This is a genomic window from Pseudomonas sp. B2021 (genome assembly GCF_018135665.1).
In the GTDB taxonomy this organism is placed as follows: Bacteria; Pseudomonadota; Gammaproteobacteria; order Pseudomonadales; family Pseudomonadaceae; genus Aquipseudomonas; species Aquipseudomonas lactis.
In genome coordinates this window covers 4681587-4695714 of record NZ_SMOF01000001.1, presented here as the reverse complement: position 1 = coordinate 4695714, position 14128 = coordinate 4681587, and the positions used below count along the sequence as shown (strand labels likewise).

The window sequence follows — 14128 nt, the reverse complement described above, 5'->3', positions numbered from 1 at the left end:
TCGCTTTTCTTGCCCGCAATTCGCTTGGGCTCATCGTCAGGGTTAACATTCGTTTCTGCATCTTCATCATTTTCGGATGCGGGATGTTTAGATGAGCCGAGCTATCAAACGGATTTACTGCTTCAGGGTGCTGGATGCCGACGGAGGCTTAGTCGACTTCAGCGAAGCCCTAATCGAAATCTCTGACAAATTAAGCATTGGTCAGACGGAGCGCCTCATGTTTGAGGATGTCGTGCGCATCCAACGATTTCGAGACTCACCGGTAGGAAGGCTCTACCATCTAGCGCGATACGCACCTGGTACGCATGGTGCGACGCTGACACCCAAGGCGGGTGGAAAACTTGATGATGAAGGTGTCTTGGGGGCTCCCGCAGGCAAAGAAATCAAAACCGGGGAATGCTACGCGCTCGTCAATGAGCACAACGTTCTTTTTTGCGGCCATGGTCTGAGCCAGCAAAAGTGCTCGGGATATTTTTACACGCTGATCAGATCGCAAAATTACCGGCTAGATCCCGTCAAGTTTCATGCCTCAAGCGACATCAACCAAGTCGCGATCCTGAATGCCCAGGGTGCTAGGTCTATTCGTCTGAACGTCAACGCCTATAAATTGAGTTTGCCCAAAGCTGATAAGGGATGGCTCGGAGGAGTGCTTTCTTCTGTTGGTGATGAGGTGAAAGCGCTGATCAGCAAAGATCCTAACCGGTCTCAAGAAAAATCATTGGAAAACATGGTGGTAGCGCTCGAAATTGGTCTCGAAGGCAACTCTCGCGCGACGGTGGAGTCTCAGGACACGCTTACTGATCTGGCCAATGAGGTGCTTTCCGATGATGATTCCCCCATAGACAGCTTTACTATCGTTACTCGTGACGGAACGCCTATAACTAGCCATGATGTCCAACTACATTCCAGCATTTACGTTGAGAAGGTTGGTACGTCTCTGAGTCACGTCGAAATCTGGGACGGTATGGTCAGGTACATGGGGCAACTCAAGAACCAAAAGCTGCTGGAGCAATAATGGATATTGACTGGCGTCGTATTGCGTTCTTTCTAGGCGCTGTATTCATCAGCATTTGGTGCGGGTGGCACGGCCAGCCCTTGGTGCACGATAATAACGACGCAAGGTCGATGATTACTGATGTTTTTTCTATTTTGGCCGGTTTTTTAATGACCGTCCTCACCCTGCTTATCGAGCCGAAGCCTACCGCGAAAATTTGGCGAGAGGCAGCGTCTAAGAAAACCACCTTTGTAAACAGAATAATTCGGTATAAATGGTTATTCATGCTCTATCTGAGCGTTTTAGGCATGGTGTTCGTTGCAAATCTGCTCACAAAGGCGGCAGGCGTGGCTGAGATTCTTCTGTGGGTCGAGAGAATCTACCTTTCACTTGCCACCCTCGCGTTCATCATCTCACTGACGCTCCCCAACCAGCTAATGCAGCTTCAGGTAGGGCGATATAACGAAATGATCAACGAAAAGAAAAAACCCGTCGTTGATAAAAAGTAACTGCTGCTAAGCCCCGTTTTTTATTCTCAAAACCGTGGTCGTTGAGCAGCTCGCATGCCTTGACGTGGCTCGTATGCCCAGGCCAGCATCGAGCAATTCCTTTACACGCTTGTGCAGTTCCTCGTCCACCGGCCGGCCCTGATACTTACCGGCAGCCCTCGCCTTCTGGATACCTTGGGCTTGGCGCTCGCGCCGCTGCTCGTAATCTTTGCGCGCAATGGCAGCCATCATTTCCACCAGCATTGAATTGATCGCCCCGAGCATCCGCCCGGTGAACTCGTCGCCCTTGGTGTCCTGCATACCCTGGTGGCTGGTTGGCAGGTCTAGTGCGACGATGCGTAGGCCCTTGGAGTCGATCGCGGCCTTGAGCTTTTGCCAGTCCTCAACCGGGAGGCGGGAGAGCCGGTCTATCGACTCCACCAGCAATACGTCCCCCTTGCGGGCATCCTTCAGCAGGCGCAGCAGCTCAGGTCTGTCGGCGGTGGCGCCGCTGGCATTCTCCAGGTACACGCTTGCAATGACCTTATTGTGGTCGCTGGCGAACTGCTCGAGCGAGGCACGGGCGCGGCCGGCGTCTTGTTCTTCGGTGGAAGCTCTGAGGTATGCGCGGATGAACATGATGGGTGCCTGTATCAGTTAGGGCGTTCTACTAATACTGTTGCACTTTGGGTGTTACTTATCAAGCGAAAAGCCCGAGAAAGGCAAAATAAGCCTGTATCTGGATAGGCATACTTGGCATTACGGTGTTCTGTCGAAGCGAAGGGGGGCAAAGCGAAGAGGTAAGCAGAGGGGTGGCAAGTAAGGCCACCCCCTTATAGCGATTTTAGCGGGGCCGCCGTGGAGGCTCAGGCGTGCGCGGCAGGCTTGGACGAGGCTTGTCGTCTCGCACAAATCGCATCGGTGGTGGCGGCGGTGGTGGTGGCTTCTGCGTGGTCATCTCGATTACCTATGGATGGTGGTAAACATAAAACGGTATGAAAGATAGCAGAGCAAATAAGATCGTCGCTGCCATGAACGTCGACAGTTCATTCAGGTACATCAAGCGTCGATCGTTATTAAGCGCGTTCGTAGTCGATCCGGTGACGTATTGATTATAGATGAATATAGACATCTGTTTTTCCGTCTCTTCCACTCCGTCTTCGAACTCTGCGTAGAGCTTGAGCATCGAGATTCTATAGGCCTCGATGTCTTCAAGTGTGGATAGGGCTTTGTCGAACACTCGGAGATTCCAAGCTCTCCAGAAATTCCACACGCCGACAGTCAAGCATATGCAGGCATACCAGTAGAAAATCCAGAAAAACACGGCCACGGTGCCACCAGTGCTTATCGGTGCCTTGTCAAGCATATAGGAGAAAAAGCTAAGCAGGGCTACCAATATAGCGAGTGGCAAACTCAGCCTCGCAATGAGTTTCTCTTTTCTTTCAAGCTCGTAGTAATAAACCTTTTCAGCGAAATTGAATCGCTCCTTGTCATCCATTTGACCGGTATCCATTTTAGTTAAACGAGTGATTAAAGAGATGAAGGGCGAATATCCGTTCCGTTCTGCGTGCCAGAGATTCGGTACTTCTGAACCTCGCCCGCCGCCACCTCTGATGCCGTCTCCTTGACTGGCTGGCCGATCTGCATCGCGCAAAGGCCGTTGCCCTCATCATCACCAGCGATGCCGACAATATGACGGCCCGGGTTGACCTGGAATTTCACCACTTCGCCAGTGTTGATGCGGGCGACCTTTTTCCCGTCAATGAGCACGGTCGCCATACAGCCACCCGAAGCCCAAAACCCGTTATCCCGGCTTACCACCAACGTAGCACCACCCGGGACGGCGGCTTGGTAGGCATAGACCCGATCGGCAGGCACGCGCTTGGCCGAACCTGGCTCTACCGGCGTGCTTGAACAGCCGGCCAGCAACACGGCAGCGGCGGTGAGCAGAATCCTGTGCATATTTCTTCCTCGTGGGTTAATGGGTGACTTTATACCAGCCTGGCTACATCTGGTCTTCGGCGTAAATGGCGGCACTGATGATTGCCCCGCCTACCCTCCGCTTGCCGTAGCAAAGCGGTACCGGGTTGCCGCTCGCCGTGGTGTTCTTGGCGCTGCCGAAGGCGTAGCCGGGGGTGTTTTCTGGCGCGGCGCTGGTCTTCAGGCCGCCGGCCTGGGGACTTAGCATTTGGATAACGCCACCGGCAGCAAGAGCAATCCCTGGGGCAAGCGTAGCGCCGTTGGTGAATGGGCTAGCCACGATCAACACGATGCCGATGATGGTCTGGAGTATGCCGGCGCGCTTGCTCCCGGTGATCACTGGAACCACCCTTATTTCCCTGGCCCCGCCGAGAGTCAACTCGGATTCGCCCACGTTCTTCCTGTTGCGGAAAATTGCGAACTCCAGGCCGATAGACCTTGCTCGCGCGATGTCGCTCAGGAAGCCCGGGTGATTCACATCGATCGCCCTCAGCGCCTCCCTGGTATCGCCGTGAGCGGACAAAGCATAGGTATGTCGACGGCCATATTTTTTGGCCAGTGAGCCACTGAGCAGAATGGTTGTGCGTGGTGAATATTCGATGGCAGTCATACCCGATCCTCAGCGTAAATAGCCGCGCTGATGATGGCGCCGCCCCAGCGTCGGTGTCCGATGCAGAGAGGTACCGGCAAGCCCGATGCCACAGTATTTTTCGCACTACCAAAAGCATAGCCAGGTGTGTTCTCGGGCGCGGCGCTGGACTTCAAGCCCTGGGCTTGTGGGCTCAGCATTTGAATCACGCCGCCGGCGGCCAAGGCAATGCCTGGCGCAAGAGTTGCGCCATTTGTGAAGGGGCTCATAACGATCAGTACAGCCCCTATGATCGTTTGCAAGATGCCTGCCCGCTTACTGCCTACGATCACTGGAGCGATGATGATGTCGCCCTGGCCTTGATAGTTCAGCTCGCTCTCCCCGATGTTTTTCTTACCTCGAAAAACGGCGAACACTAATCCACGCGACCTGGCATTTGAGATAAAGCGTTCCAAGCCGGGAATCTGCACGCACAGTGCTTTCAAGGCTTCCGCCGGCGTCCGCACGGCAAGGTCGTAGGACCTGCCGAACTGTCGGAGCTGGCCGTAGAGCTTGATGGTGGTCATAGGGGAGTTATCGAATGCTGTAACGGCCATGGGGCCTCCTATGGATTGGTGGAAGGGGCAGGAAGCCCAAGGCGAATGGCGAGCACTGCGCGCGACATACGCGCCTGATCGATGGTCAATTGCTCCTGGCGCGGGTCGTAGTTCCACACCCGGTTGTAAATCGCCTCGCTGGCCCGGGCGCCTCGGAATGTGCCCCTCAGCAGATCGGCCGAAACCCTGGCCTCATCCTCGGTAAAGAATGGCCCGTCCACGGTCACCTGCTGGCCGCCGCTGACGTGCTGGACCTCCCACACCGTGTAGCCGGCATCCGGCCCCTGGATCAGTTCGTAGGGTTTGAATTTCTGCGTTTTGCACGCTTCGGTAAAACGCTCTTGAAAGGTCATGTCTTCACACTCACAGAGTCTGCCGTTGATCGGCGCTACCAATACTTGCGTAGCGCACGGAGGGGCAGTTAGGCCGCTTCGGATTGATCAGGAGACGCTTTTGCGGTGGTGCGAGTGGGCATTTTCGCCAGCCATTCGCGAAGTGCTTCGGAGCCCTCACAGCCCGATCGCCACTTCTCAAACCGGCCGGTGTACCCATTCGAATTGGCGACCATACCGCTCAGTGCGACACCAGCATTGGAGGCCGTGGCCAGCACGTCATCGTAGATCGCTAGCATCTGCTTGAGCCCTTCAATGTCTTCGGCGCGCGAGGCGGCAATGCCTGCGCGCGAAAGGCTGTCAGCCGCCTCTGGCGATAGCCCGGAGAGCATTGGGTTTGCCCTGAGCACCGCCTCTACAACGTCGGGGTGACTGCCTGCGCGTGCCTCCGCGACTAGTCGCTGGCGCTCTTCCGGCTTAAGGCTCCGCACGATGGCTCGTAGCTCCTGATCAGCCAGGAAGCCAACAACGTCCGAGCTTGCGCGAGGCGTGACCGGAGCAAAGCCGTTGACCACTGTTTGGGCCAGCGTCAGCATATCCTTTGCCGCCTTTTCCATAGCCGGCATCAAGGCAGGAACGATCCCGTCAATCTGCTCCTTGCCCTTGCGCTCGATGGCCGCGGCGTTCAGGTCTTTATTTCCGCGAATCGAGAGAATTTCTTCTCCAAGGTCCTTGAAAGTCTCCAGCGCCAAGCCCTGCAATTGGCGAACCGACTTCAGCAAGCCGCCGGCCTGCCAGGTGCCTTTCGTGCCATCGGGCCGCTGAATATTGAATGTTCGGGCCTCTACCTGAGAGTGCTCGTATTCGGAGTAATGGAGGTTGGCCAAGCCAACTTTGAGGACGGAGCGTTTGCCGATTTTCATTGAGTTACCTTTGATGTGTGGGTCGATTAAGCGGCGTCGACGTGAAGCGTGCGGTTCTCAACAAGCGCGATCAGCAGAGCGCTTGCCTGAACGCTTCCTTGTTCGGCGGCCGAACGTAGGCGGCCCCACGCGGCATTGATTTCGGCGCGGGTGGGTTTGGCTTGTGGGCCACGGGGTTTGGTAGTGCTGGCGCTGACTGACATGATCAATCCTCTGTGAGCTGTTGAAAGCCTTGCAAAGCTCACATTAGGGGGTATCTGGCCGCATATCCAGTGCTTTTAGGGTGCACCTAAGGTGCTACACGGAACGGGATTGAATGGGACTGAAATAGTTGGTTTTGGCGGGATTGAAGAGGGTGTTTCTGTTGCAGTAAATCGAGAGTAGTCAAAGTGATACAGGGCCGGGATTTCGACTCAGTCCGACCTCAGATTGAGGATGGATCGGGGAGGGCTGAACTACCGTTTTGGTATGTCAGGTTTCCGCGCCACGTTTTGCAATATGTGAAAACGTGGCGCGGCGATAGGTCACTTATCCTGAATCTGGTTCGGCAAGCGAGTACCGTAATGATCTGGCGGGCTATCTAGATTGCTTAGCAGATTTGAAAGCAAGTCGTAATCGGTTTCCAGCTCATAAAGCTTTTTGTAGCTGTGATTTTGATCACCGAGCGTGTCAAAAAAGCTGCTTTTTACCTCAGCTAAAAGCGTCTGCAGTTCTTCCAAGTCATCAACAGCGACGGCCAGGTCCTGTGACGAAAGGTAGACCAGCGTTCTATCGGGGTTATACATCGTCGGAAGCCGGCCATGACTTACGCACAGACCGCGCACCTCATCGAATTTAGCGTTCGCCGCATACGTGTCCCAGTTGAATTTTGGACGTGCCATCCTTTTGCTCCTTCTAATTAGCGATCCGTGAGGGTAGCAGTCAATATTCACATTTCAATATTGCAGCGATCTTTGGTGTTGCACCTGCTCCTACCTGCTGTCAGGCGTCTCTGAGTGGAGCCAGGACGAATTCAACCTCAACGCGGTCTGCTGGCTCGGTTTTGCCGGCGTCAGTCCTGGCCCTGCGACTGGTGTAGATGTCACCACACTCTTTGGCGGCCTGCTCCATCAGTTTCATCGCCATCACCAGGTGCCCGCGTGCCTCGGCCTCTTCAAGCATCCGTCCAAGCGCGCGCAGCCTCATGGATCGGTTGGCGATCGGCTCCTTGACCACCTCAGACCGGAAACCGCTCCTGGTGTCTTCGAACAGCGTCACCCAGCGCTTTGCCAGGCCTTTGCTGCTCCTGCGTGTCGGGTCGTGGGTCTCGACCTGCTGGCGCGACACGACCACGCCGAAGCCATCCTTAACAGCGGTCGCGACCTGTGAGGGAGAGTCGAAGCACGCCAGGGATTGGACGATAAAGGCTTTGATTTCGTTGTTGAGCGCGGCCATGGGCTGGAATCTGTCTAGGGTCTGTCAAGAATAGACCAATGGTTGCCCATAAAACCAAACGAGACAATGCCTAGTTTTCAGCAACCATTACTCGGAGTTCTAATGGCTCTATGCGGGAGCTCTAGCAGTGGGCGTCCACTGATTAAACCTGCTCCGTGGATCTGCATGAGAACGGAGCAGGTTTATTGATGGATATTACCAAGGTGTATTTTTAATTGCGTTAAATACATCTAGCTCTTCTTTGGTGGGCTTCCGCTCGGTTTCAGTTACGTATCCAAGTATTCGCCTGAAGTAGTCAGTTATGTTTATTAATTGGTCTTTTCCATTGTCGTTGCCCATCTTTCTTGATTTAACTAGTATGTCTGTTTGGGCGCCGGTCTTTGGATCGGAGAATGTGATGTTTTTTTGCTGCGGAATCGGGCTGTCTAGAATAAGAAACATTTCATCCTTAGCTCTCTCCGCACAGTCCAGCAGCATGATTGCGTTGGTGGTTCGCCCCATCCAGCCTACACCTGCATCCACGTAACGCATCTGGCGGTGTGTGGCAACATCGTTGTAGATGCATTGAATCTCTGTCACGAAGGACATCTGAAGCTTTTCAGAGCTTTGCATCAATATGTAATTGACGAAGTAGCTCCCGTCGAAAAGTCCATAGTCACAAGACCAGTCCACGTATCCCTCTGCGTCCTCAAGTCTGCTCTGCTCAGGGTTGGAAAATTGAGCTACTGACTCCAGCAAAGTAAACATACCGGCATCGAAATCAGTCCGAAAATCAGCATACATTTTGTCTCGCAAGAACATCGGTATCTTGCAGTCATCTAACAACACTGGGATCGTGACTACTCGCTTTTCGTCAAGCTCTCGAAATAATCCCGCAGTGAGCTCTTTTTTACACCATTCGGATTCGACCGAAGCTTTGGATAGCATAATAAGTAAAGCGCTAGAGCCCTCAACTGCCTCCTGAACCTTATTGATTATTGAATCGCCTGCTCGCAACTCCCATCGGTCAATCCATACGCTCGTTCTTTTTCGGACGAGGTGTCCAGCAATTAAATCAATTTTATCTTTGTCCGCGTGCGAATAACTAACGAAAATCGGCATACCTTTCTCATCCCTTGATCCAGCCCAGTGCCGGTTATCCGTGATACCTCAGTTTTGAAGCAAGTGCTAGTGGCTGACTGTTTCCCGGCCATACGGTCCGATTCGGCTCATATGGTCTGTTTCGCAGCGCTCGGAAGGCGTACTGAGAAAATCGGATCCACTACCAATCTGCCAGATAGACCAAACCGTCTCAGTGAGACCAAATCGTCACACAACGAGATAATTCACTGCCTTTTCGAGTTTATTCAGAGTTTTCACCTGGAGTTGCGTCGAGATACCCTGAGAAGTCAGGACATCTCAGGAGCCCCTATGTCAGTCATCGATTGCGATTACCTGCCCGACCCATCCAAGACCACATTCCCGCCCGAACTGGCGCTGCTGATCGTGCGCAAGGCTGCATCCATGGCCGAGGCGTTCGAACAGCAGGTCCTGGACCAACTGACCAAAGACGCCATCTCAGCAATATCCGCCGGCGCCGATCCGCGCCAGGTGATCAGGCAGATGCAGCTGTAACTGCTGGCAAAGGGGTGTCGCTTCCAGAAACGAGACCCCTTTTACGACCCTCTCGCGAAACTACCGGGTTTTCGAAAGTACGAAGGCCAGAACCGTCGATTTTTCACCAGACTCCCGTTAAGCGGATTGGATTCAATCTTCAAACATGAGAGCTAAAGCAACGCACACTCCCCCAACCAGTGCAGCCACGGCAGCGATCTGATTCAACTCAGCAGAGGCCACGATCAACTTTGCCAGGCTCTCTGCCGACACAGATGCCAATGCTGTGAGAGATTTGAGTTGAAGATCAGCTGACATAAGCCAGGAAACGCCAGAGGTCAATGCAGCGAGCATAGCAATAACAGCCAGCAATTTTTTGAAGAAAATTTTAGTCATTTTCAAGTCCTTTTGTGGGTTCCAGCCTTTGTCGGCAGAAAACAGCGATCCTGAAGGTGGGCGTAGCATATTTTTAAACTTCGTTGCGTCAGTACTAACTCTGTGCGAATATGCTATCTACGTTAGTACAAACGAGGTGCCAGATGACCGAAGACCGCAAGACGACACCTAAGAGCAGCAATGAGCGGCAGAGGGATCTCAAAGCGCGCAGGATCGCTGAAGGATACAAGCACACCACGGTGTGGATTCACACCGAGACGGAGCAGGAGGGTAAGCAGGCAGCACGCGACGGGAAGCCACTCAAGCCTATGGAGTCGAAAGACCCTTTGAGTTGGGCGGTGGGCTGGATAAGCGAGAAGGGCAAGCAGTAGATACGGGAAAATCCCATATGTAGATCGGCTTAAACCGTAGCCGATTGAATCGAAGGTCCAGATTTGGGCCATCTTAAAAGAGGTGCCAAGCCGCTGCGCGAACAGCGGCCTGGCGATCACACGACGCAACCTTGAGAGACACGTCATGCAACTTTACCAAAATATCAGTAACGCTCTGAAAGGCCAAGATAAGTCCGAATTTGAAGGGGAGGGCTCGGCACGCAATGAGGCGGAAGACTCTAGCGTCTTACACCTGCCACTCTTCACCGAGAAGCAACGAACCTTAGTGGTTGAGCTCATTCTCGCAGAGCGGCGCCACGCTACTCGGTGGTGGACTCACCTGAGCGAGATGCGGCGGCGTCAGGAGCTCCCTGAGTGGGTTGCGGCGGACATTGGCACTCATGATGAGCACGACCTTCTGCTTGAGACCAGGAAAGCCGTCAATCAAGCCCTGTTCGGCTCGGATGACCTGGGCGGTGATCAGCAATACCGCGCGGTGGTGCTGGAGTAGGGCTGACAAGCAACGAAACCTTTGCCGCATCAAGGGCATTACCCCGAATCAGGGTGGTGCCCTTTTTTCATTTGCTGGCGGCGGGGGCCTTTTCGGCAAGGTAGATCATGTGGAGCTGTATGCCTCCAACCACTCGTCAACACTCTGATCCTGAGGAGGCTTAGGGATAGGTAAATCAGTTATGGAAGCTGTCTTGTATTCGTCCTTTCTTATTAACTTGTTTTCGTGGTTTGAAACGCACGTAGTTGAAATTGGCTGTAACCCGCGCACCGCATGGGCTGGAGCGCTTTCCTTGTCCGGGGCTCTTGTCCGGAAGTTGTCCGGAAGTTGTCCGGATATTGTCCGGAATTTGTCCGGCAAAATTGCCTTTCTGAATTGCTCGGCAGTCAGGCTGATAGGCGCCAAACTGCCGGCGTTAATACGGTCGTCAGTCAGCAATCCGGTCAGCATGACGCCACGCAGTTTCCCCATGTAATCGTGCATAGCTGAAAGGCGCCGAGGGAATGACAAGCCCGTGCCCATCCAGAATTTGTAGAAGTGGCTGCGCTTACCTATACGGAATTGTCCCCTGGGAAGCAGCGTGCCAGCCTTAGCTGCGGCTGTGTTCCGCTGACGGGTCAGGTCTGCATTGAAAACGGCGTATACAGACTCCCCATTTACTAGCGAGACGAACCGCAACGTGATACCGGCACTCCGGGTTTTTCCATAGTGACCAGTTGAATAATCCGTGTACTCGAAAGCATCCAGGCCTAATGAAATAAGCGCTTCACGGCAAAGCCTGGCCCGGTTGGTGTTGATCCACTCAGGCGGCACGGGCTTGCCGCTCGCCGGTTGAATGACGAGCTGCCCACGCTCAATGCTCACCGTGTCGCCGCGGCTAAGTAGTTTTGTGGCTAGGCATTCCACTGAATCGACCTCAGCGTAGTTCGGCTGGATAAACAACGGGCTGAAGCCCGCCAGCAGCTCGCAGGCAGGCGCAGGGGACGCCGCAATTTCGCGGCGTCCCCTGCGGTCTCCGGATTACGACGCTTCGCGCATCAGGATGTACTTGGCCACGCGGTGTGGCGGTCGTCCTGGTTCAGTGGACTGATGCGTCCAGTAGGTGCGGATTTCGTGACCCTTTTTCCTGAGGCGGCGGATGGTGTTGGGGGGCTGGACGATATCCAAGCCCTTTGCGGCCTCGATGGTCGATACCGGCCCGTTTCGCAGGGCCTCCATCATCTTGCGGTCTTGCTCAGTTGAAGAATGGCGTGTCATAGTTTGCCCTTCACGTTGGTGCTATCCAGTGTGTTTTCGCTAAGGCGGTGTTCTAGCACCGCCTTGGCAATCTCCCGCGCAGTCCTGCGCAATCCCCACTCCTTATTCTTTTCGCACTTCACCGTGCGCCGACCTTTGCTGCGCGCTCGACGAACGCCTTCAGCTCGGATGCCAAAGCCAGGCGCCGGCGGCCGATCTTGAAAGTCTTGATTTCGCCTTGAGCGATAAGCTCGTATGTGGCGGAGCGAGAGATGCCCAAGATTCGGGCTGATTCCTCGACGCTCAACGACAGCGGCGCCATTTGTTGGGGTGCTTGTTCCATAGGATTCTCCAAATGCCCATCGAGAGTGATTGGGCAATGAGGGAATCCTATTGCCGTATTTGCATGTAGTCAACTGCAATCATGGGAGGATTGTGAACGCATGGACTTCGGCGGACGCAAAAGGTACGATTCGATTTATGCGTTAATTGATGAGTGCAGATGAGATGGCTAAGAACAAGCCCAACCAGGGCGCACGGAAGACAGAGACCTTGACTTTACGTCTCGACCCCAAGGTTAAGCTGATGATCGAGCTCATCTCTCGCATTCGACGACAGTCCATCACCGGCGTGGTAGAAGCTGCGATCGAGGAAATCGCTTTTGATTTAGACGCCCCGGTCGTATCGGCGGGCGAGCCGTGGCCTATGTCTCTGCTGAGCGCAGTGAGCGAAATATGGTCGACAGATGAAAGTGAGCGCTTTATCCACCTATGCACCCACCTTCCTTCTCTGATTACTTACGAGGAGCAGCGGATTTGGGAAACGATTAAAGCGTCTAAAGTCTTTCTAACCGATGGCATCGCAGAAAACGCTCAGTTTTGGGATGTTCCGGGGGTTGGATACATTGACAAGCATAGCGTCCGAATTTGGTGGCCTGATTTGCTGGCTCACGTTGAGGAAAACAAAGAAAGCCGCACCATCGTGCCCTTTGAGCCGCCTCTCTAAATCAGCTCTACCGCGGCGGCCTTGGTCCCTGGCGCCAAGTGCGCGTAGCGCAGCGTCATTTTTATATCGGCGTGCCCCAGCAGATCCCGTACCGTATTGAGCGGTACGCCGGCCATTACCAGGCGTGAAGCGAAGTCGTGACGCATATCGTGCCAGCGGAATCCGTCGATCTGCGCCCGCTCAAGCAATTTGAGCCAGGCGCTTTTGACGTCCTCAAAGCGACCGCCGCCCTGACCTGGGAATACATAGGGCGACTTGCTCACCTGCTTCTTCCAGGCTTCCAGCACACCAATGGACTCCTTGTTCATCGGGATGTGGCGCGTATCGCTTGTCTTGGTGGTGGCCCCGGCGACTGTGATTGTCTTCGTGTCGAAGTTCACCGCTGTCCATTTCAGGTCGAACAACTCTCCGCGCCTCATGCCGGTATTCAGCGATACCAACACCATTGGCTTCAGATGATCGGTGAAGGGCAGTCCCAGGAGGCTTGGCATCGGCTCTCTGTGGCGGTCCGTCCGCCAGGCGTTTGCACTCTCGCGCTCGTCCCTCATTTCATCCTGTCGAGCGTCCAGGGCATCGCGTAGACGCTTGGTCTCGTCGGCAGCCAGGTAGCGAATCACCCCCTTTGAATCGACTTTCAGCTGTTTCAGCTTGGCCAGCGGGTGTGTGTCGATGTACTCCCACTCAACGGCACGACTGAAAACACCACTGATCGAGCCCATTTTTCGATTCACCGTCGAGGCCTTGTTACCGGCCTGCATCCATCCGGTGCGGATCTGCTCCAGGTCTCGCCCGGTGATCGCGTCCAGGCGCTGGGACATGATTGGGTCATAGTTATTGCTTAGAGTGTGCTGTGTCTTCTCGTGGCCTTTGTGGTGAGCCTTGAACCACGGCATATAAGTGTCTTCAATGAAGTCGCGCAAGGAGGGCAGGGTGGCGCCTCTTCGGCCTTGAGTGACCGCCAGAGGCTCTCCATGTGCTCGGGCTTCTGCGAGGTACTGAGTGGCCTCAGTGCGCGCTTGATCAAGCGTGAGAATGCCGACACGACCTAAAGTCTTCTTTCGGCCACGGGCCCAGGAGACCACGTAAGACTTTGTACCTGCGGCAGTAACACGCACGAATAGACCGCCGACGGTGGTATCGTGAACTTCGTATTCGTTGCCAGTGACCTGCAGTGATCCTAGCAGTTTGGCTGTTAGCTTCTCTTTCAATTTGTTCCCATGGGTGCATGGTGGGTGCAAAAAGAACTATACGGGGTCGTTTTTACGGACACAACCGGACGCTAAAGCCAATAAATGCTGGGCTTCCTCAATGGTGATTGGGCTTAATATGACCCTCCTAAGGGGAAGGTTGGCCGTTCGAACCGGCCCTGGGACACCATCTCTGTAAAGCTATCCCCTCCTCGTATTTGTCGGTCTCAACAACAGTCATCCTTGTTCCTCGCTTGTGCGGGATCCCGCCGCGCTTCTTTCGGTTGTGATCCAGATGCATTGGCGTGGGTGGGGATAATTCGCGTCCCTAGGTTGTGCGCTCCTTCTATATAGAGAGGCGGTGGGTACCCTGGTTTTTATAGGCGAGTAAGTGTTTCGCTTTTTTTAAGATAAAGGGGTTGACGTTCATGGCGATCCCTGTAGAATTCGCCTCCCGCTTACGAGAGATCGCAAGCGCAAGTGGTTGAAGTTG

The 14128-nt window shown here is 54.3% G+C and carries 22 protein-coding genes; 6 read left to right on the top strand and 16 right to left on the bottom strand.

Features of this window, described 5'->3' with window-relative positions; genetic code table 11:
* The first annotated feature begins 91 nt into the window (after window positions 1-91).
* On the top strand, window positions 92-1015 hold the full coding sequence (locus tag E1K68_RS21105) for a hypothetical protein (protein WP_212614628.1): 924 nt from the start codon (window positions 92-94) through the stop codon (window positions 1013-1015).
* A complete protein-coding gene (locus E1K68_RS21100; protein ID WP_212614627.1) occupies window positions 1015-1503 on the top strand; it encodes a hypothetical protein in 489 nt (162 codons plus the stop codon). Before E1K68_RS21105 ends, E1K68_RS21100 begins: the two co-directional genes overlap by 1 nt.
* 6 nt (window positions 1504-1509) lie before the next feature.
* On the opposite strand, the gene E1K68_RS21095 is transcribed toward E1K68_RS21100, so the two are convergent.
* From E1K68_RS21095 to E1K68_RS21045, 11 genes are all read right to left on the bottom strand, one after another.
* Window positions 1510-2121 (bottom strand): recombinase family protein, encoded by a 612-nt coding sequence (locus E1K68_RS21095; protein WP_212614626.1) that lies wholly within the window; start codon window positions 2119-2121, stop codon window positions 1510-1512.
* A 328-nt stretch (window positions 2122-2449) separates the two neighbouring features.
* Entirely contained in the window at window positions 2450-2980 is a 531-nt protein-coding gene (locus tag E1K68_RS21090; RefSeq protein WP_212614625.1) for a hypothetical protein, read from the bottom strand.
* A gap of 32 nt (window positions 2981-3012) precedes the next feature.
* Entirely contained in the window at window positions 3013-3444 is a 432-nt protein-coding gene (locus tag E1K68_RS21085; protein ID WP_186572832.1) for a hypothetical protein, read from the bottom strand.
* 43 nt (window positions 3445-3487) lie between these two features.
* On the bottom strand, window positions 3488-4072 hold the full coding sequence (locus E1K68_RS21080) for a tail assembly protein (protein WP_092359533.1): 585 nt from the start codon (window positions 4070-4072) through the stop codon (window positions 3488-3490).
* Window positions 4069-4647, bottom strand: coding sequence for a tail assembly protein (locus tag E1K68_RS21075; protein ID WP_212614624.1), 579 nt, complete (start codon window positions 4645-4647; stop codon window positions 4069-4071). The genes E1K68_RS21080 and E1K68_RS21075 overlap by 4 nt, the downstream gene beginning before the upstream one ends.
* An 8-nt stretch (window positions 4648-4655) precedes the next feature.
* Window positions 4656-5000 (bottom strand): hypothetical protein, encoded by a 345-nt coding sequence (locus tag E1K68_RS21070; protein ID WP_186572827.1) that lies wholly within the window; start codon window positions 4998-5000, stop codon window positions 4656-4658.
* Window positions 5001-5068: 68 nt separating this feature from the next.
* Window positions 5069-5902 carry a hypothetical protein gene (locus E1K68_RS21065; RefSeq protein WP_212614623.1) on the bottom strand — a complete coding sequence of 278 codons (834 nt, stop codon included), beginning with the start codon at window positions 5900-5902 and terminating at the stop codon, window positions 5069-5071.
* A gap of 26 nt (window positions 5903-5928) precedes the next feature.
* Window positions 5929-6105: a hypothetical protein gene (locus E1K68_RS21060; protein WP_212614622.1), complete on the bottom strand. Its 177-nt coding sequence runs from the start codon at window positions 6103-6105 to the stop codon at window positions 5929-5931.
* A 321-nt stretch (window positions 6106-6426) separates the two neighbouring features.
* Window positions 6427-6783, bottom strand: a complete 357-nt coding sequence (locus tag E1K68_RS21055; protein WP_212614621.1) for a hypothetical protein — start codon at window positions 6781-6783, stop codon at window positions 6427-6429.
* A gap of 100 nt (window positions 6784-6883) precedes the next feature.
* On the bottom strand, window positions 6884-7336 hold the full coding sequence (locus E1K68_RS21050) for a DUF2280 domain-containing protein (RefSeq protein ID WP_212614620.1): 453 nt from the start codon (window positions 7334-7336) through the stop codon (window positions 6884-6886).
* 195 nt (window positions 7337-7531) lie between these two features.
* A complete protein-coding gene (locus E1K68_RS21045) occupies window positions 7532-8437 on the bottom strand; it encodes a toll/interleukin-1 receptor domain-containing protein (protein ID WP_212614619.1) in 906 nt (301 codons plus the stop codon).
* Window positions 8438-8746: 309 nt separating this feature from the next.
* Here E1K68_RS21045 and E1K68_RS21040 point away from each other — a divergent pair, with 309 nt between their 5' ends.
* Entirely contained in the window at window positions 8747-8950 is a 204-nt protein-coding gene (locus E1K68_RS21040) for a hypothetical protein (RefSeq protein ID WP_212614618.1), read from the top strand.
* A 132-nt stretch (window positions 8951-9082) separates the two neighbouring features.
* Here the strand turns inward: E1K68_RS21040 and E1K68_RS21035 are convergent, their stop codons facing one another.
* Window positions 9083-9325, bottom strand: coding sequence for a hypothetical protein (locus tag E1K68_RS21035; RefSeq protein WP_212614617.1), 243 nt, complete (start codon window positions 9323-9325; stop codon window positions 9083-9085).
* Between the two features lie 143 nt (window positions 9326-9468).
* Here E1K68_RS21035 and E1K68_RS21030 point away from each other — a divergent pair, with 143 nt between their 5' ends.
* Window positions 9469-9696 (top strand): hypothetical protein, encoded by a 228-nt coding sequence (locus E1K68_RS21030; protein ID WP_212614616.1) that lies wholly within the window; start codon window positions 9469-9471, stop codon window positions 9694-9696.
* A 145-nt stretch (window positions 9697-9841) separates the two neighbouring features.
* Window positions 9842-10207: a hypothetical protein gene (locus E1K68_RS27915; RefSeq protein WP_244858831.1), complete on the top strand. Its 366-nt coding sequence runs from the start codon at window positions 9842-9844 to the stop codon at window positions 10205-10207.
* A 105-nt stretch (window positions 10208-10312) separates the two neighbouring features.
* Here the strand turns inward: E1K68_RS27915 and E1K68_RS21020 are convergent, their stop codons facing one another.
* The 3 genes from E1K68_RS21020 to E1K68_RS21010 form a co-directional block, all read right to left on the bottom strand.
* Complete coding sequence (locus E1K68_RS21020; RefSeq protein ID WP_346344399.1) at window positions 10313-11071, bottom strand: hypothetical protein; 759 nt, start codon at window positions 11069-11071, stop codon at window positions 10313-10315.
* Window positions 11072-11227: 156 nt separating this feature from the next.
* Complete coding sequence (locus E1K68_RS21015; RefSeq protein ID WP_244858829.1) at window positions 11228-11464, bottom strand: helix-turn-helix domain-containing protein; 237 nt, start codon at window positions 11462-11464, stop codon at window positions 11228-11230.
* A 118-nt stretch (window positions 11465-11582) separates the two neighbouring features.
* Entirely contained in the window at window positions 11583-11786 is a 204-nt protein-coding gene (locus E1K68_RS21010) for a helix-turn-helix domain-containing protein (protein ID WP_017529449.1), read from the bottom strand.
* Between the two features lie 164 nt (window positions 11787-11950).
* Between E1K68_RS21010 and E1K68_RS21005 the strand changes: the two genes are divergently transcribed.
* Window positions 11951-12448, top strand: coding sequence for a hypothetical protein (locus E1K68_RS21005; protein WP_017529450.1), 498 nt, complete (start codon window positions 11951-11953; stop codon window positions 12446-12448).
* On the opposite strand, the gene E1K68_RS21000 is transcribed toward E1K68_RS21005, so the two are convergent.
* Complete coding sequence (locus E1K68_RS21000; RefSeq protein ID WP_212614614.1) at window positions 12445-13656, bottom strand: site-specific integrase; 1212 nt, start codon at window positions 13654-13656, stop codon at window positions 12445-12447. The genes E1K68_RS21005 and E1K68_RS21000 overlap by 4 nt on opposite strands.
* Between the last annotated feature and the right edge of the window lie 472 nt (window positions 13657-14128).

What these genes read in the sequence shown, in the direction of transcription:
- E1K68_RS21105 (WP_212614628.1), top strand. Translation starts at nt 92, where the DNA reads ATGAGCCGAGCTATCAAACGGATTTACTGCTTCAGGGTGCTGGATGCC.
- E1K68_RS21100 (WP_212614627.1), top strand. Translation starts at nt 1,015, where the DNA reads ATGGATATTGACTGGCGTCGTATTGCGTTCTTTCTAGGCGCTGTATTC.
- E1K68_RS21095 (WP_212614626.1), bottom strand. Translation starts at nt 2,121, where the DNA reads ATGTTCATCCGCGCATACCTCAGAGCTTCCACCGAAGAACAAGACGCC.
- E1K68_RS21090 (WP_212614625.1), bottom strand. Translation starts at nt 2,980, where the DNA reads ATGGATGACAAGGAGCGATTCAATTTCGCTGAAAAGGTTTATTACTAC.
- E1K68_RS21085 (WP_186572832.1), bottom strand. Translation starts at nt 3,444, where the DNA reads ATGCACAGGATTCTGCTCACCGCCGCTGCCGTGTTGCTGGCCGGCTGT.
- E1K68_RS21080 (WP_092359533.1), bottom strand. Translation starts at nt 4,072, where the DNA reads ATGACTGCCATCGAATATTCACCACGCACAACCATTCTGCTCAGTGGC.
- E1K68_RS21075 (WP_212614624.1), bottom strand. Translation starts at nt 4,647, where the DNA reads ATGGCCGTTACAGCATTCGATAACTCCCCTATGACCACCATCAAGCTC.
- E1K68_RS21070 (WP_186572827.1), bottom strand. Translation starts at nt 5,000, where the DNA reads ATGACCTTTCAAGAGCGTTTTACCGAAGCGTGCAAAACGCAGAAATTC.
- E1K68_RS21065 (WP_212614623.1), bottom strand. Translation starts at nt 5,902, where the DNA reads ATGAAAATCGGCAAACGCTCCGTCCTCAAAGTTGGCTTGGCCAACCTC.
- E1K68_RS21060 (WP_212614622.1), bottom strand. Translation starts at nt 6,105, where the DNA reads ATGTCAGTCAGCGCCAGCACTACCAAACCCCGTGGCCCACAAGCCAAA.
- E1K68_RS21055 (WP_212614621.1), bottom strand. Translation starts at nt 6,783, where the DNA reads ATGGCACGTCCAAAATTCAACTGGGACACGTATGCGGCGAACGCTAAA.
- E1K68_RS21050 (WP_212614620.1), bottom strand. Translation starts at nt 7,336, where the DNA reads ATGGCCGCGCTCAACAACGAAATCAAAGCCTTTATCGTCCAATCCCTG.
- E1K68_RS21045 (WP_212614619.1), bottom strand. Translation starts at nt 8,437, where the DNA reads ATGCCGATTTTCGTTAGTTATTCGCACGCGGACAAAGATAAAATTGAT.
- E1K68_RS21040 (WP_212614618.1), top strand. Translation starts at nt 8,747, where the DNA reads ATGTCAGTCATCGATTGCGATTACCTGCCCGACCCATCCAAGACCACA.
- E1K68_RS21035 (WP_212614617.1), bottom strand. Translation starts at nt 9,325, where the DNA reads ATGACTAAAATTTTCTTCAAAAAATTGCTGGCTGTTATTGCTATGCTC.
- E1K68_RS21030 (WP_212614616.1), top strand. Translation starts at nt 9,469, where the DNA reads ATGACCGAAGACCGCAAGACGACACCTAAGAGCAGCAATGAGCGGCAG.
- E1K68_RS27915 (WP_244858831.1), top strand. Translation starts at nt 9,842, where the DNA reads ATGCAACTTTACCAAAATATCAGTAACGCTCTGAAAGGCCAAGATAAG.
- E1K68_RS21015 (WP_244858829.1), bottom strand. Translation starts at nt 11,464, where the DNA reads ATGACACGCCATTCTTCAACTGAGCAAGACCGCAAGATGATGGAGGCC.
- E1K68_RS21010 (WP_017529449.1), bottom strand. Translation starts at nt 11,786, where the DNA reads ATGGAACAAGCACCCCAACAAATGGCGCCGCTGTCGTTGAGCGTCGAG.
- E1K68_RS21005 (WP_017529450.1), top strand. Translation starts at nt 11,951, where the DNA reads ATGGCTAAGAACAAGCCCAACCAGGGCGCACGGAAGACAGAGACCTTG.